The organism is Bacillus sp. AR2-1 (assembly GCF_008368755.1).
In the GTDB taxonomy this organism is placed as follows: domain Bacteria; phylum Bacillota; class Bacilli; order Bacillales; family Bacillaceae_G; genus Bacillus_A; species Bacillus_A wiedmannii.
Map to the genome: position 1 here is coordinate 13603 of NZ_QORY01000015.1, position 14331 is coordinate 27933.

Here is a 14331-nt window from a genome sequence, read left to right on the forward strand (position 1 = left end):
TTGAATGGTGTTGGCAACTTGTAAACCAGTAAATGTTATGATAACTGCAACATTACGAGCAACTCGTTCCATTCAGTTTTTTATATTGAGTATTCATCCAACCAAATTAGCGCTTGTTCATAATCATCAAAAAATTTCACAGATTCTTTCGTATTGGATTGTTGCAAATAATTCAGTATCTCCCCTTCTTCAAGAAGAAATGCAATTGCCTTACTATGATTCAAAATGGTTTCATTGAAGAACTTATCTTTCCATGCTTTTTGAACAGAAAAATGAGTTGGCTTGTATCCTTTTCTATCTACCAATAATTTGTATTTCCGCCCCTCAGAAATAAATTGCTGACAAACCTGTTCAAAACCATTAAACCATTCATACACATCCTCTGTATTAATCTGGCCAATTAGATGGGTAACAATCAAATCTCCTGAAACTGTCGTTCTAATATTCCGTTTATTCAACTTAGAATCATCCCCCTTAGCGTAAAAATCTCATAACACTCTTACTTAATACTCCCATCCCTACAAAAGCAAGCTGACCAAAGGAAGCCTCTTTCTAGTACGCTAAACGTGTAAGAAGCGGAATGCCTTTATCTACTCGTTTCTTTAAAGTTCCTGATTGTAGAATTAGGTTTAAGGTCATACATTTATCCCTTAATTTCTTTATCCGTAGGCAAAACAATTGCAGCAATTATATAAAGTAACACTGTAAATCCACTAGTAAAAAAAGCTGATAATGCAGTTACTATGCGAAGAATACTTACATCAATTCCATACTTGTCGCTTAAACCACCTAATACACCTGATACTTGTTTATCTTGAGTGGACTTATATAGTTTTTTCATCTAAACACCCCCGATCCGATTAAATATTTGTATGCTAAAAATTAGTTCGATCTTTGGAAGAGATTTAAAATTTCTTTAACTGACCCTTTAATTGAATAACTTCTGATATCTATATTTTAACATAAAATTCCATAAAACTTCTGTTTTTCATTTTCAAACCACATTATTTTAGAATACAAGTGTTTGTTAAGCTAGCAATAAAAAACATAGCGAAGCCTATTACTAAAAGACCCCTCCTAGATTACTTTAGGAGGGGTCTTTTTCTTTATTAATGATTCTTTAACATCACTAACAGCTTTTCTTGACTATACATCCATACTGTAATGATTAAACAAGCAAGTGCGACTTCTGATAATGCCATAAATCCAATTGCATAATGACCTGTTAGTTGGAATAGTAAAGTTAAAATTAGGGGCGGGAAGAACCCTCCTAGTCCACCTAAAGCTGAAACGAGTCCATTTACAATACCAGCTTGTTCAGAGAAGTACATTGGAACGAGTTTGAAGATTGTACCATTACCAATCCCTGCACAAAATGCGACTAGTAGGCAACCAAAAGTATACACGTTCATACTAGGCATAAATGATAAAATAATACCTGAAAGTGTTAAACCGATAAATACGAAGATTAATATTTTAAACGGGTTAAACTTATCACCAAGCCAACCACCAATCGGACGCATCATTGTTGCGAGTACGATGAATCCGGCTGTCCGCATACCTGCATCTACTTTTTCTAATCCGAAGTGAGATACTAAAAAGTTTGGTAAGTATACTGTAAATGCGACAAATGATCCGAATGTTAAAAAGTAAAAGATACATAAAAACCAAAGTTTTTCATTTTTATATACACCTTTTATTTGTTCCATTAATGGTGTATTCACCTTTTTCTCCTTACGATCACCTAATAAAAAGTTCATAAGTGCAAATGCTGCAAGTAAAACTAAATAACACTGTACTGTCGTTCTCCAGCCAACTGAAGTTGCGATAACTGGTGCTAAAAACGAAGTAATTGCTGTTCCGGCGTTACCGACACCGTAAATACCATTTACAAAACCGTGACTCTCTTTCGGAAAGTATTTCGGTAAAGAAGTTACCCCTACGGAGAATACGGCCCCACCGATTCCGACGAATAAGCCACCAATAATTAAATCCATCATTGAATTGGCAACACTAATATAAAAGACAGGAAATAATAATAGAATAAAACTAATAAAGAATAATTTTCTTGCTCCGAAACGATTTGTCCAATAACCAATTGGAATGCGAAGAACAGAACCTAAAATAACTGGTACTGCTGTTACCATAGAAATTTGTCCCGCAGTTAATGGAATATCCGCTTTAATATAAGGCATTAATGATGATAAAATGACCCATACCATAAAACCGATAACTAGATTAGAAGTTTGTAAACTTAATTGAAAATTAGGACCTTTCATCCTGTTCCCTCCTATGTATGCATAGTTATATTCATTCCCTCCAGCCTAATCACGTCCTAACATGATTAGGCTGAAAAGAATCAACCACCACTTACTGGCGGAATCATTGCTACGACATCGCCAGTTTGAATGATATCATCCTCATTTGCATACTCTTCATTTATAGCGACCATTATCTCACTTGAAATTGCTACGTTGTATTTCGTAATAAGGACTTCCTTTAGTTCAGCAACCGTAATATTTTCATAATCTATGTGCAAGGACGGCTTACTTGCTTCTTCTTGTATATGTGCAAATAATAGTACTTCAATCATATTCTCATCTCCTTTCCAGGCTCACCATTTGCATACGCTACCTTCTCTAACTGATCACCTATCCATGACTCACCATCTTCCCAAAACTCTTTTTTCCAAATCGGAACAATTTGTTTTATACGTCCCATAATATATTCGTTCGCCTCATAGGCAGCTTTCCGGTGTTGTGTAGAAACAGCCACGACAACAGCAAGATCAGAAATTTGTAATGTACCAATGCGATGTGTAATGGCGACAAATGTCCCAGGCCACCTCTCTCCTACTTCAGTACCAATTTTCTCAAGCTGTTTTTCTGCCATTGCTTTATATGCTACATACTCTAAGTATAGTGTACGACGTCCTTTCGTAAATTCTCTTACAGTACCAATGAAAGTAGTAACAGCACCACACTCACGACGAATTACTTTGTTTGTAACTTCTTCAATTGAAATAGGTGTATCAATTACTTCATAATACGTATGTGTCATCTTGCACCTCTTATCTTTGTATAAGTTAGCAATCTATTTTTCTATTCTTTGTATGATCGAAACTGTTCTTCCCACGGCCACTCACTTCCGACGTTTGATTCTAATAACAGTACCGAAACAGTCATTCCTGCTTCAAATCCTCTCGTTCCGCCCGGCAGGACGATACATGCATTCGCTTCTGCAAGTGAAGAAATGGCACTAGATTTATCTAAACCAACTGGTGTTGCTTGCAATGTTCCATCTACAATTTCCACTTTCCCTCTTACAAAACGAGTAAATGGGTTTGCTTTCAGAAAGTCTTTCTGTAAAATTGCCTCTGCACGAAATATGTGCGGATCTTTTCTATGCAAATATGTTCTAATGACTGGCCGGACATATAATTCACAACCGACATAACAAGCAGAAGGATTACCAGATAGACCAAATAATAGTTTTCCTTCTAGCTCAGCTACAGTTGTCACACTTCCTGGTCGCATCGCTATTTTATTGAAAAGTACATTAGCTCTTAATTTCTCATAAATAGCAGGTAAATAGTCATAGTCTCCTACCGAAACGCCACCAGTTGTAATTAAAATATCGACTTCTTTTATCGCTTTTTTCACAGTGTTATAACATGTCTCAAAATCGTCAGCGAATTGTCCATAATACTGTACAACCCCGCCCGCTCGTTCAACTTGAGCAGCTATCATATAGGAGTTACTATTTCGAATCTTCCCTGGCTTTAATTGTTCATGTACTTCAAGCAGTTCACTTCCTGTCGTTACAATTCCAATAACCGGCTGTTTTACAACGTGAACGGTACTATAACCAAACGTTGAAAGAAGCGCCACTACTCCAGGGTTAATAACAGTCCCTTTTTTCACAAGGATGGTATTTTGTTTTACATCCTCTCCTTTAAAAGAAATGTTATCCCCAGCAATAAAGGAACGTTTCAATTTTATATAAGTCTTTTCATTTTCTTCAAACCCTTCTGTTAGCTCTAACATAACAACTGCATTACACCCTTTCGGAATTGCGGCTCCTGTCATAATACGGACAGCTTGAAATGCTTTCACTTCTTCTGTAAAAACAAAACCGGCTCCAATTTCACCAATCACTTCAAACAGAATGGGATTACTGCTACTTGCTTCTTTTGTATCTTCTGCTCGAATCGCAAACCCGTCGTATGGAGAGCGATCAAAATGAGGGACATCATGATCTGCAATAACATCTTCTCCAAGAATTCTTCCGTAACTTTCTATAAGAGAAACCTCTTCTATTTCACCTTGATGAGCGTATTTCATTACACGTGCCACTGCTTCTGCCACCGGAATTGGTATACGTTTTTCTAACATTCTTTTTCACCTCGTTTTAATAAGGGACAACGCTCTTTCTGTTCATCCTATATATTTTGCGTATAATCGTTTTGCTATTTTCACATCATTTGTTCCATGAATAAATGCCCTACCGTCTGTAAATAAAACGAAACGATATTTATCAATTAGAAATGATAGTAAGTAAGGCGTTTTTTGGACATGTACACTTTTTTGTAATCGTTTTTGAATTTCGTTTAAATTAAGATCTCTCTTTATTCCTGAACGGATTTGAACTGTATTCCGTCCGCATAGCACTTCAGTTTTCATCTGCGCTTCAAATGCTAGACTTGGATACGTTCGTGATTTCCCACAAGATGGACATGTACTTTTTTTCTGTCTATTTACTTTTAATGAGAGATATTGATTGTTCCAAATATCAAATGATAGCATCGTTCCTCTTAGTGACTCATAATCATCCACCAATATTTTCATCGCCTCTGTCACTTGGTGAGCAACAACCATCTGTACAGCTGGCTGAATAATTCCGGCTGTATCGCATGTTGCACCGCCCATAGGATGATTCATTAGACAGCGAAAACATGGTGTTTTCCCAGGAAGAATTGTATACGTTACACCGTAACTTCCAATGCATCCACCGTATATCCAAGGTATATTTTCTTTTTGTGAAATGTCATTTATAAGTAGGCGCGTATCAAAATTGTCAGTCGCATCTAATATGAGCTCCACTTCTTTTGTTAACTCTTCTATTTCTTGCATTGTGACATCCGTTACAACTGGTACAATTTCCACTTCAGAATTAATCTTTCTTAAATGTTCTGCCGCTGCAATTGCTTTCGGTTTACAATGCTTTGCATCTTCTTCTGTATATAACTGTTGCCGCTGTAAATTACTCCATTCGACGTAGTCACGATCGGCAATTGTCAATTTCCCAATTCCCATCCTAACGAGCGCTTCCGCATTTGCAGCTCCTAGTGCACCCGCACCGATTAGGAGCACTTGCTTTTCGCTTATTTTGCTTTGTCCCATTTCACCAATTCCAGAAAACAATACTTGCCTTGAATATCGCTCTTGCATAGAGAATCCTCCTTTCGCTATCCGCCAATGTATGACATTTCAACTTTTGGACGTTTATTTGTACTTTCCACCGTTCTTTCATCTGAATATCGATCTGTTCTATATCGCCATGTATGTTGTAAAATTTTTAATAGTGAGGCATCCGAAATATTTTCTCGAAGAAGCGTTCGCAAATCCGTTCCTTTTTCTCCAAATAAGCACGTATAAAACTTGCCGTCTGCCGAAATACGAGCTCTCGTACAAGAAGAACAAAATGACTCAGATACTGAAGTAATAAATCCAACTTCGGCATCGCTCCCTACATATCGATACAATTTCGCAACTTCTCCAAAGTAACGAGATTGAACAGGCTCAATCGGATATACGCGATTAATCTTCACTATTAATTGTTCCTTCGTAATAACTTGTTCAAAGTTCCATCCGTTCGTACTGCCAACATCCATAAACTCAATGAAACGTAACTGTATTTCTTGTTCTTTAAAATACTGAGCCATAGGAAGAATTTGACTATCATTCATTCCTTTTTTTACGACCATATTTACCTTTACTTCTAATCCAGCTGCCTTCGCTGCTTCAATTCCTTTCAGTACAGGTTTTGTACTTACATTTCTTCCGTTAATTTTTTGGAAGACGTGATCCTCTATCGCATCTAAACTAATATTTACACGCTTTAATCCCGCGTCTTTTAGCGCCTTAGCTTGTTTTGCTAAATGAATTCCGTTTGTTGTGAGCCCAATGTCTTTTAAACCTTCTAGCTTTGTAAGTCTAGCGATTAACTTCGGTAAGTCTTTACGCAATAACGGTTCACCGCCAGTAAGTCTAATTTTTTCAACTCCCATACTTATAAATAATCTAGCTAGTCTTTCTATTTCATTAAAAGTTAATAAAAACTCTTCCTGTAAAAAAGCGTAATCAGATCCGAACACTTCAGCAGGCATACAGTATGTGCACCTAAAATTACAACGATCAATAACTGAAATACGTAAATCTTGAAGTGGACGTTCTAAAGAATCTTTCATTTTCTCGTGCATCTATATCCCTTCTTTTCTGCTGCAATCCTTAGTAAGTTTTCAATTTTTCATTTGCCTTTATTATAAAAAAGAAGCTACATATTCAATGTGACTTTTCTCACATCACTTTCCCCATTCAAAAATTCTTCACAAATCCGTTCGAATTTTGTTCACATCTTCAGTGCCTACTCCTTACGGTCATTGAAATTTCACTATATTTTTAAAATAGCTCTTGCATTTCCAGCATACTTACACTCAAAATAGGAAATGGATTGCTTATAAGAAGAAAGGTGATTGCTGTGACAAACAGTATGACATTATCTCAAGATTTAAAGGAATTACTTGCATCTGTTGAATATAAAATGCAGATAAAAAAAGGTAGTTTTATTTTTCAAGAAGGTATGGAGGCAACCGAACTCTATATTATCCACTCAGGAAAAGTACAAATTAGTAAACTTAGTGCTGACGGACAAGAATTAACACTTCGAATTTGTTCAGCATATGACATTATTGGAGAATTAACATTGTTCACGGACGATGCGAAGTATTTATTAAATTCAAAATGCCTTGAAGATGTTGAAGTAGGCGTTATAAAGCGTGAAGCGTTAGAAAGAGAATTACTCCAAAAGCCTGCACTTGTATTTGAATTTATGAAATGGATTAGTGAACATTTAAGAAGAATGCAAACGAAGTTCCGAGATTTAGTATTACACGGCAAAAAAGGTGCCCTTTATTCTACTCTCATTCGAATGACAAATAGTTACGGTGTATTAAAAGAAAATGGTATTCTCATCGATTTACCGTTAACGAATCAAGAACTTGCTAATTTCTGTGCAACTTCACGCGAAAGTGTAAATCGAATGTTAAATGAATTAAAAAAGCAAGGTACAATTTCTATTCATAAAGGAAAGATTACAATCCACGATTTACAATTTTTAAAACGTGAAATTGCTTGTGAAGATTGCTCTGCTTCTGTTTGTAGTATTGATTAGCGTCTTATTTAGATACTTATACCTATAAAGAAAGCCGAGGTCTCCAATTAGATCTCGGCTTTCTTTATAAGTTACTAAACATATAAAACAACATTATTTTTTCAATTCATTTGGAATACGTCTTCTGTAAATTACATAACTACGGCTTATATATTTAATTGGGGCACTAAATACATGTACTAGTCTTGTAAATGGCCATACTGCGAAAAGCCCCATTCCTGCAAGAATATGAATTTTAAACCATACAGGTACTTCCATCATATATTCAACTTTCGGTTGGAAAATGAAGAGGCTTCGGAACCACGGACCGATCGTTGTACGATAATCAAACCCTTTTGAGTCGATGTTTAAAAACGTTGAGGAAAGCCCTGCTAGCATTACGATAAGTAATAAAATAAGCGCAATATAATCTCCCTTTGTGCTCGTTGCAATGATACGTTTTACTGTTACGCGGCGGTACGTTAATATAATTAAACCGATGATAGAAGCAACACCTGCCGGAAGTCCGAAACTAATCGCTATTACATGATACATATGCTCCGAAATACCTATTGAACGGTATACAGCCTCTGGAATTAAAATCCCCATAACATGACCGCCAATTACGAACATGATCCCAAAGTGGAATAATAGACTTCCAATTCGGAGCATTTTCTTTTCTAATAGTTCACTAGATTTTGATGTCCATCCAAATTGATCATAGTTGTATCTGAAAATATGTCCACCGATAAAGATTGCAAAAATGATATAGGGAAACAATACCCATAGAAATTGATCCATCATTTTGACAACTCTCCTTTCTAATTTGTCTGTACACCCCATGTATCGATAGCGAGTAGAACAGCCGCAAGAATGGGTTCATACATACTATCTGCTTCTTTTAACTGAACGTGTAATGCTTGTATGTTTTCCTTGTATTTACTCATAATTTCTTCACTGTCTTGCTCATTTGCATTGGCAAAAAACTCGAGTAATAACGGTAAATAATCAGGTAGTTCTTTATCTGTTACTTCAAAACCAGATTTTTTATAATGCTGTTTTAACTCTAATAACTCAATACCTCTTTCTCTTTGTTCGCCGGTGTTCATATAAGTAAGATACATATTTGTCTTTTTACCAAAATCGAATGTATATACGTAAACATCAATTAATTGATCGTTCGTTTTATCTAGCGCTTGTTTTATAAATGCTGTAAGTGATGCTTTAACGTCTTCCTGTTCAATCGCTTCAATCTCTTCTTGCAATTCAGTTAAAGCTTCTCTCCACCCGAGTTCCGGATAGGAAAGAAGGAATGAAGAACATGAAAAAGCAGTTTGTAAACTTTGTTTCATATTTTTCCGCCCCCATTATTTAAGAAATTGTCATACAAGAACCGGGACCACCTGCGAATGATAAACCACAACTTCCTTGTTCACTATATAAATCTGCAACTTGCTCGCGGTGAGTGGCCGGAATGACGAAACGATCTTTATATTTCGCGATAGCAAGAAGACGATACATATCTTCTACGTCCTGTTTCGTTAAGCCAAGTTCTTTTAATACCGATTCATTTGGTTCTTTATTAATTTGCAATGCTCTCATATGCGTTCGCATAACAGCCATTTTTTTCAATGTAAGACGAATATGTGATTCATCTCCTGCAGTGAGTAAATTCGCTAAATATTGAATTGGAATACGCATATTATCAATAGCAGGGAAAATCTCTTCTGCTTGCCAGTTACTACCTTTCCCCTCCACCATGTTCATAATTGGGCTAAGCGGCGGGATATACCAAACCATTGGCATTGTACGATACTCTGGATGAAGAGGTAGAGCGATTTTCCAATCGATAATCATTTTATAGATTGGCGACTGTTGTGCCGCTTTAATCCATTCTTCAGGAATCCCTTGTTTTTTCGCTTCAGCTGCTACTTCTGGATCATTTGGATCTAGGAAAACAGTAAGCTGAGATTCATATAAATCTTTTTCATCTTCAACAGACGCCGCTTCTTTTACTTTGTCAGCGTCATATAGCATTACCCCAATATATCGAATACGTCCTACACATGTTTCCGAACATATTGTTGGCATACCCGCTTCAATACGCGGGAAGCACATTGTGCATTTTTCAGCTTTATTCGTTTGCCAGTTAAAATACACTTTTTTATAAGGACAAGAAGATACACAAAATCTCCATGCACGACATGCATTTTGATCTACAAGGACAATCCCATCTTCTTCACGTTTATACATCGCACCCGATGGACATGAAGATACACAAGATGGATTCATACAGTGTTCACATATGCGCGGTAAATACATCATAAAGACATTTTCAAAATCTGTTTTAATTTCTTCTTCCATTTTCTTTACGTTCGGATCTTGTAATCCTGTTATATGTCCGCCTGCTAAATCATCTTCCCAGTTTGGACCCCATTCAATTTTGTCGATAAATTCACCTGTAATTGCTGATTTCGGACGAGCAACTGGTTGATGTTTACGCTGTGGACTATTTGTTAACGTTTCATAATCATAGTTCCAAGGTTCAAAGTAATCATCAATTGTTGGTTGATCTGGATTGTGGAAAATATTCATAAGGCGCTTCATTTTCGAACCGGATTTCAGTTGAATTTCACCATTTTTCAATTCCCAGCCGCCTTTATATTTCTCTTGATCTTCCCATTGCTTCGGATAACCAATTCCCGGTTTCGTTTCTACGTTATTGAAGTACATATATTCAGCACCTGGACGATTTGTCCAGGTGTTTTTGCACGTTACACTACAAGTATGGCAGCCGATGCATTTATCTAGGTTCATTACCATTCCGACTTGTGCTTTAATCTTCAAGCCAATCTACCTCCTTCAGTTTGCGAATTACAACGTTTAAGTCACGCTGGTTCCCTGTTGGACCATAATAGTTAAATCCATAGCTTAATTGGCCATATCCACCAATCATATGTGTCGGTTTCACATGAATACGGGTTGGACTATTATGCGTTCCTCCGCGGGTGCTTGTTAATTTCGTACCAGGCACGTTAATGTGACGATCTTGTGCATGGTGCATAAATGCCATTCCTCTCGGTATACGATGCGTTACAACAGCACGCGCTACAACAACTCCGTTACGGTTAAAGCACTCAATCCAATCATTATCTGCAACGCCAGCTTCTGCAGCGTCCTCTTTATTCATCCAAACAGTTGGACCACCTCTAAATAGCGTTAACATCGGTAATGAATCGAAATACATACTATGAATTGACCACTTATTATGTGGTGTTAAATAGTTTAAAGTAATTTCTTTCCCTTCTACTTCAGGCCGTGATTTACGGAACGGCTTATGTTGCAGAATTGGTTTAAATGTTGCCATCGTTTCACCGAATTCTTTCATCATGTCATGATCTAAATAGAAAGATTGTCGACCAGTTATCGTTCTCCAAGGAATGAGACGTTCTACATTTGTAGTAAATGGTGAATAACGGCGTCCACCTTTTTCTGAACCTGTAAAGGCTGGAGAAGTAATTACTGTTTTAGGCTGCGCTGTAATTTGTTCAAATGTGAAGCATTCTTCTTCACGTTCTTCTGCTAAATCACGTAGTTTTAAATCCGTTTGTTTTTCAAGTGCTTCCCATGCTTTTACAGCCATATGACCGTTTGTTGTAGAAGAAAGTGTTAATACCGCTTCAGCAGCATTAATTGCTTCTTTTATGTCTGGGCAACCTTTCGCAATAGAATCCGTTCGAACGACTCCTAATCGGCTCTTTAATTGCTCATATTCTTTTTCTGCAGACCAAGAAATCCCTTTCGTACCAATCGGTTGTTTTCCTGCATTTGGTCCTAGCGCAGTCATTTTGTCATAAATCGTTTTATAATCCCTTTCGACAACATGAATTTGTGGCATCGTTTTACCTGGGATCGGTTCACACTCACCTTTGCTCCAATCTTTAATCTTGCCGAGTGGTTGCGCTAATTCTTGTGGTGTATCGTGAAGAAGTGGTGTTGCAACAACTTCTTTCATTGGTTCAAGATCGATTTTCTTCGCTAAATCAGACACAGCTTTAGAAAGAGAAGTGAAAATGTCCCAGTCAGAGCGTGCTTCCCACGGTGAACCGATTGCTGGATTAAATGGATGTACAAATGGATGCATATCTGTACTACTTAAATCATGCTTTTCATACCAAGTTGAAGCAGGTAAGACGATATCAGAATAAAGCGCTGTTCCAGCCATACGGAAATCTAAATTAATGAGTAAATCTAACTTCCCTTCTGGTGCTTCTTCATGCCACTTAATTTCTTCTGGTCGTAACGAATCACTATCGTCATTCATTAATCCGTTCGTTGTACCTAATAAATGTTTTAAGAAATATTCGTGTCCTTTACCAGAACTTGAAATTAAGTTTGCACGCCATACGAATAAGTTGCGCGGGAAGTTATTTTTATTATCAGGATCTTCAATCGCAAATTTCAGTTCTTTATCTTTTAATTTTTGTGCAACGTATTTTCCGATTTCTTCTTGCGTTGTTGCACCAGCAGCAACAGCTTCTTTATATAATTCAATCCCATTTTTCTCGAATGTCGGATACGAAGGCAACCAGCCAAGTCGTGCGGCTAATACGTTGTAATCACCGTGATGTTGATAACGAGAGTTGCCTTCCACTGGTGATGCTAAATGTCCCACTGGTGTATCTTCATAGCGCCATTGGTCTGTTACGAAATAGAAGAAAGATGTACCGTTTTGTAATTTTGGTGGCCCTTGCCAATCTTTTGCCATCGCGATTGTTTGCCATCCTTCCGCTGGTCGTAATTTTTCTTGACCAACGTAATGCGCCCAACCACCGCCGTTTACACCTTGTGCCCCAACGAGAAGAACAAGATTTAAAACGGCGCGATAAATCGTATCAGAGTTAAACCAATGGTTAATACCTGCTCCGACAATAATCATTGAGCGACCATTCGTATCAACAGCATTTTGTGCGAACTCACGAGCGATTTGAATAATAAGCTCACGTTTTACTCCTGTCATTTTCTCTTGCCATGCAGGTGTAAACGGTACGTCATCATTGAAGTCTTTCGGCTCTTGTCCGCCAAGTCCTCGGTTCACACCGTAATTTGCTAACGTTAAGTCGTATACAGTTGTAACGAACACTTCGCCTTCTTCTGTCATAAACTTTTTCACTGGAATTGTACGTTCTAATACTTTGTTTCCATCATCAGAGAAGTACGGAATTTGTACAGTTTGAACACTATCCTCCATTCCAAGTAAAGAAAGACGTGGATCGATCTTTTCACCTGTTTCTTCATCTTCTAAACGTAAGTTCCATTTCTTTTCATTATCCCAACGTGACCCCATTGTGCCGTGAGGTGTTGCAAAATCGTTCGTATTCTCGTTCCAAAGTACAGGTTTCCATTCTCCTAACTTCGTTTCGCGTCCAATATCAGAAGCATTTAAGAAACGATCAGCAACGAATTGATCCCCTTTTTGTTTCAATGTGACGAAAAAAGGAAAATCAGTATATTGTTTCGCATACTTTGTGAAGTATTCCACTTGATTATCTACGTAAAATTCTTGTAAGATTACGTGCCCCATTGCCATCGCAAGCGCACCATCTGTACCTTGTTTCACACTAATCCAATCATCCGCAAACTTTGTTGACTCAGCGAAATCAGGACTTACTGAAACAACTTTCGTTCCTTTATATCGAACCTCCGCTAAAAAGTGTGCATCTGGCGTTCTTGTCATCGGTACATTTGAACCCCATGTCATAATGTAACCAGAGTTATACCAGTCACTACTTTCTGGTACATCTGTTTGATCACCCCAAATTTGCGGAGAAGCTGGTGGTAAATCAGCGTACCAATCATAGAAGCTAAGCATCGGCCCGCCCATAAGTTGCATAAAGCGGCTACCTGCAGCATGACTTAACATCGACATAGCTGGAATTGGTGAAAAACCAACATTTCGGTCTGGACCGTATTTTATTACTGTGTAAAGTAAAGAAGCTGAAACGAGTTGTAACACTTCATCCCAATTCGCACGAATGAATCCCCCTTTACCACGCGCCTGCTTATACGTACGTGCCTTTTCAGGGTTTTCCACAATGCTTTTCCAAGCGTCTAGTGGTGACTCGTTATTTTGTAATTCTTCTTGCCACATACTCCAAAGAACACCACGTACATACGGATATTTCACACGAAGCGGGCTATAAATGTACCAAGAAAAACTTGCTCCACGCGGACATCCTCGCGGTTCAAAATCAGGCATATCAGGACCTGTAGTCGGATAATTAAGCTCCTGCCCTTCCCAAGTTACAATTCCATCTTTCACATAAATGTTCCAACTACATGAACCAGTACAGTTCACGCCATGTGTAGAACGAATTACTTTATCATGCTGCCAACGCTTTCTGTACACATTTTCCCATTCGCGATCTTCATATGTTTCTTGTGTATGGTTATCGTTATAACGATCTATTGGTGAAAAATATTTTAAACGTCTCATTAGTGCTGAAGGTTTCTTCTTCATACTGTTCACTCCTTTAATACGTCTCTCTTACATACCCTTACTATAAGAGAGGTTGTAAAATACAGATGTGACATTTCGCACAGTTCAAGAGATTGTCAAAAATTCCGGAACAAATATAAAAAAGTGAAAATCTAATCATTGTGGAGGGTTCACATCCTTCACTGACTGTTAAATTACTTCCTTGCTTCTAGCAAAGTTTAAGATGTAGTACAGATTAAACTGAGCGTACAAAAAATTTCTTATATAATAGCGGAAGTAATTTGGGAATAGTTAAATTTGATTTGCCTAAATCGTAAGATAAGTTTATAAATGAAAATAAAATACTTTCAATCCACCATACTAAGGGTAAATATCCTGAAAATAGTTGAACCAAAAACGCC

Annotated in this window: 13 protein-coding genes; 1 reads left to right on the plus strand and 12 read right to left on the minus strand. The window is 37.5% G+C overall.

What is annotated here, in order from left to right; genetic code table 11:
* Positions 1–80: 80 nt before the first annotated feature.
* The 8 genes from DT250_RS16755 to moaA form a co-directional block, all read right to left on the minus strand.
* Entirely contained in the window at positions 81–458 is a 378-nt protein-coding gene (locus DT250_RS16755) for a SpoIIAA family protein (protein ID WP_149213370.1), read from the minus strand.
* Positions 459–643: 185 nt separating this feature from the next.
* Entirely contained in the window at positions 644–841 is a 198-nt protein-coding gene (locus DT250_RS16760) for a PspC domain-containing protein (protein WP_000737854.1), read from the minus strand.
* Positions 842–1109: 268 nt separating this feature from the next.
* Positions 1110–2279 (minus strand): nitrate transporter NarK, encoded by a 1170-nt coding sequence (gene narK / locus DT250_RS16765; RefSeq protein ID WP_000678171.1) that lies wholly within the window; start codon positions 2277–2279, stop codon positions 1110–1112.
* An 80-nt stretch (positions 2280–2359) separates the two neighbouring features.
* Positions 2360–2593, minus strand: a complete 234-nt coding sequence (moaD, locus tag DT250_RS16770; protein ID WP_097858824.1) for a molybdopterin converting factor subunit 1 — start codon at positions 2591–2593, stop codon at positions 2360–2362.
* A complete protein-coding gene (locus tag DT250_RS16775) occupies positions 2590–3060 on the minus strand; it encodes a molybdenum cofactor biosynthesis protein MoaE (protein WP_097858823.1) in 471 nt (156 codons plus the stop codon). The genes moaD and DT250_RS16775 overlap by 4 nt, the downstream gene beginning before the upstream one ends.
* A 41-nt stretch (positions 3061–3101) precedes the next feature.
* Positions 3102–4394, minus strand: a complete 1293-nt coding sequence (locus DT250_RS16780) for a molybdopterin molybdotransferase MoeA (protein WP_149213371.1) — start codon at positions 4392–4394, stop codon at positions 3102–3104.
* A gap of 42 nt (positions 4395–4436) precedes the next feature.
* Positions 4437–5450, minus strand: coding sequence for a molybdopterin-synthase adenylyltransferase MoeB (locus DT250_RS16785; protein WP_097858821.1), 1014 nt, complete (start codon positions 5448–5450; stop codon positions 4437–4439).
* A 17-nt stretch (positions 5451–5467) separates the two neighbouring features.
* Positions 5468–6481 (minus strand): GTP 3',8-cyclase MoaA, encoded by a 1014-nt coding sequence (moaA, locus tag DT250_RS16790; protein WP_149213372.1) that lies wholly within the window; start codon positions 6479–6481, stop codon positions 5468–5470.
* A gap of 278 nt (positions 6482–6759) precedes the next feature.
* On the opposite strand from moaA, the gene DT250_RS16795 reads away from it, so the two are divergent.
* Positions 6760–7452 carry a Crp/Fnr family transcriptional regulator gene (locus DT250_RS16795; RefSeq protein WP_097858819.1) on the plus strand — a complete coding sequence of 231 codons (693 nt, stop codon included), beginning with the start codon at positions 6760–6762 and terminating at the stop codon, positions 7450–7452.
* A 93-nt stretch (positions 7453–7545) separates the two neighbouring features.
* Here the strand turns inward: DT250_RS16795 and narI are convergent, their stop codons facing one another.
* From narI to DT250_RS16815, 4 genes are read right to left on the minus strand one after another with little or no spacing between them, the layout of a single operon-like run.
* Positions 7546–8235, minus strand: coding sequence for a respiratory nitrate reductase subunit gamma (gene narI, locus DT250_RS16800; RefSeq protein WP_000969208.1), 690 nt, complete (start codon positions 8233–8235; stop codon positions 7546–7548).
* Between the two features lie 17 nt (positions 8236–8252).
* Positions 8253–8783: a nitrate reductase molybdenum cofactor assembly chaperone gene (gene narJ, locus DT250_RS16805; RefSeq protein WP_060488583.1), complete on the minus strand. Its 531-nt coding sequence runs from the start codon at positions 8781–8783 to the stop codon at positions 8253–8255.
* 19 nt (positions 8784–8802) lie between these two features.
* Positions 8803–10278 (minus strand): nitrate reductase subunit beta, encoded by a 1476-nt coding sequence (gene narH / locus DT250_RS16810; protein WP_046953633.1) that lies wholly within the window; start codon positions 10276–10278, stop codon positions 8803–8805.
* On the minus strand, positions 10268–13951 hold the full coding sequence (locus DT250_RS16815) for a nitrate reductase subunit alpha (RefSeq protein ID WP_097858817.1): 3684 nt from the start codon (positions 13949–13951) through the stop codon (positions 10268–10270). The genes narH and DT250_RS16815 overlap by 11 nt, the downstream gene beginning before the upstream one ends.
* Positions 13952–14331 lie beyond the last annotated feature (380 nt).

What these genes read in the sequence shown, in the direction of transcription:
- DT250_RS16760 (WP_000737854.1), bottom strand. Translation starts at nt 841, where the DNA reads ATGAAAAAACTATATAAGTCCACTCAAGATAAACAAGTATCAGGTGTA.
- narK (WP_000678171.1), bottom strand. Translation starts at nt 2,279, where the DNA reads ATGAAAGGTCCTAATTTTCAATTAAGTTTACAAACTTCTAATCTAGTT.
- moaD (WP_097858824.1), bottom strand. Translation starts at nt 2,593, where the DNA reads ATGATTGAAGTACTATTATTTGCACATATACAAGAAGAAGCAAGTAAG.
- DT250_RS16775 (WP_097858823.1), bottom strand. Translation starts at nt 3,060, where the DNA reads ATGACACATACGTATTATGAAGTAATTGATACACCTATTTCAATTGAA.
- DT250_RS16780 (WP_149213371.1), bottom strand. Translation starts at nt 4,394, where the DNA reads ATGTTAGAAAAACGTATACCAATTCCGGTGGCAGAAGCAGTGGCACGT.
- DT250_RS16785 (WP_097858821.1), bottom strand. Translation starts at nt 5,450, where the DNA reads ATGCAAGAGCGATATTCAAGGCAAGTATTGTTTTCTGGAATTGGTGAA.
- moaA (WP_149213372.1), bottom strand. Translation starts at nt 6,481, where the DNA reads ATGCACGAGAAAATGAAAGATTCTTTAGAACGTCCACTTCAAGATTTA.
- narI (WP_000969208.1), bottom strand. Translation starts at nt 8,235, where the DNA reads ATGATGGATCAATTTCTATGGGTATTGTTTCCCTATATCATTTTTGCA.
- narJ (WP_060488583.1), bottom strand. Translation starts at nt 8,783, where the DNA reads ATGAAACAAAGTTTACAAACTGCTTTTTCATGTTCTTCATTCCTTCTT.
- DT250_RS16815 (WP_097858817.1), bottom strand. Translation starts at nt 13,951, where the DNA reads ATGAAGAAGAAACCTTCAGCACTAATGAGACGTTTAAAATATTTTTCA.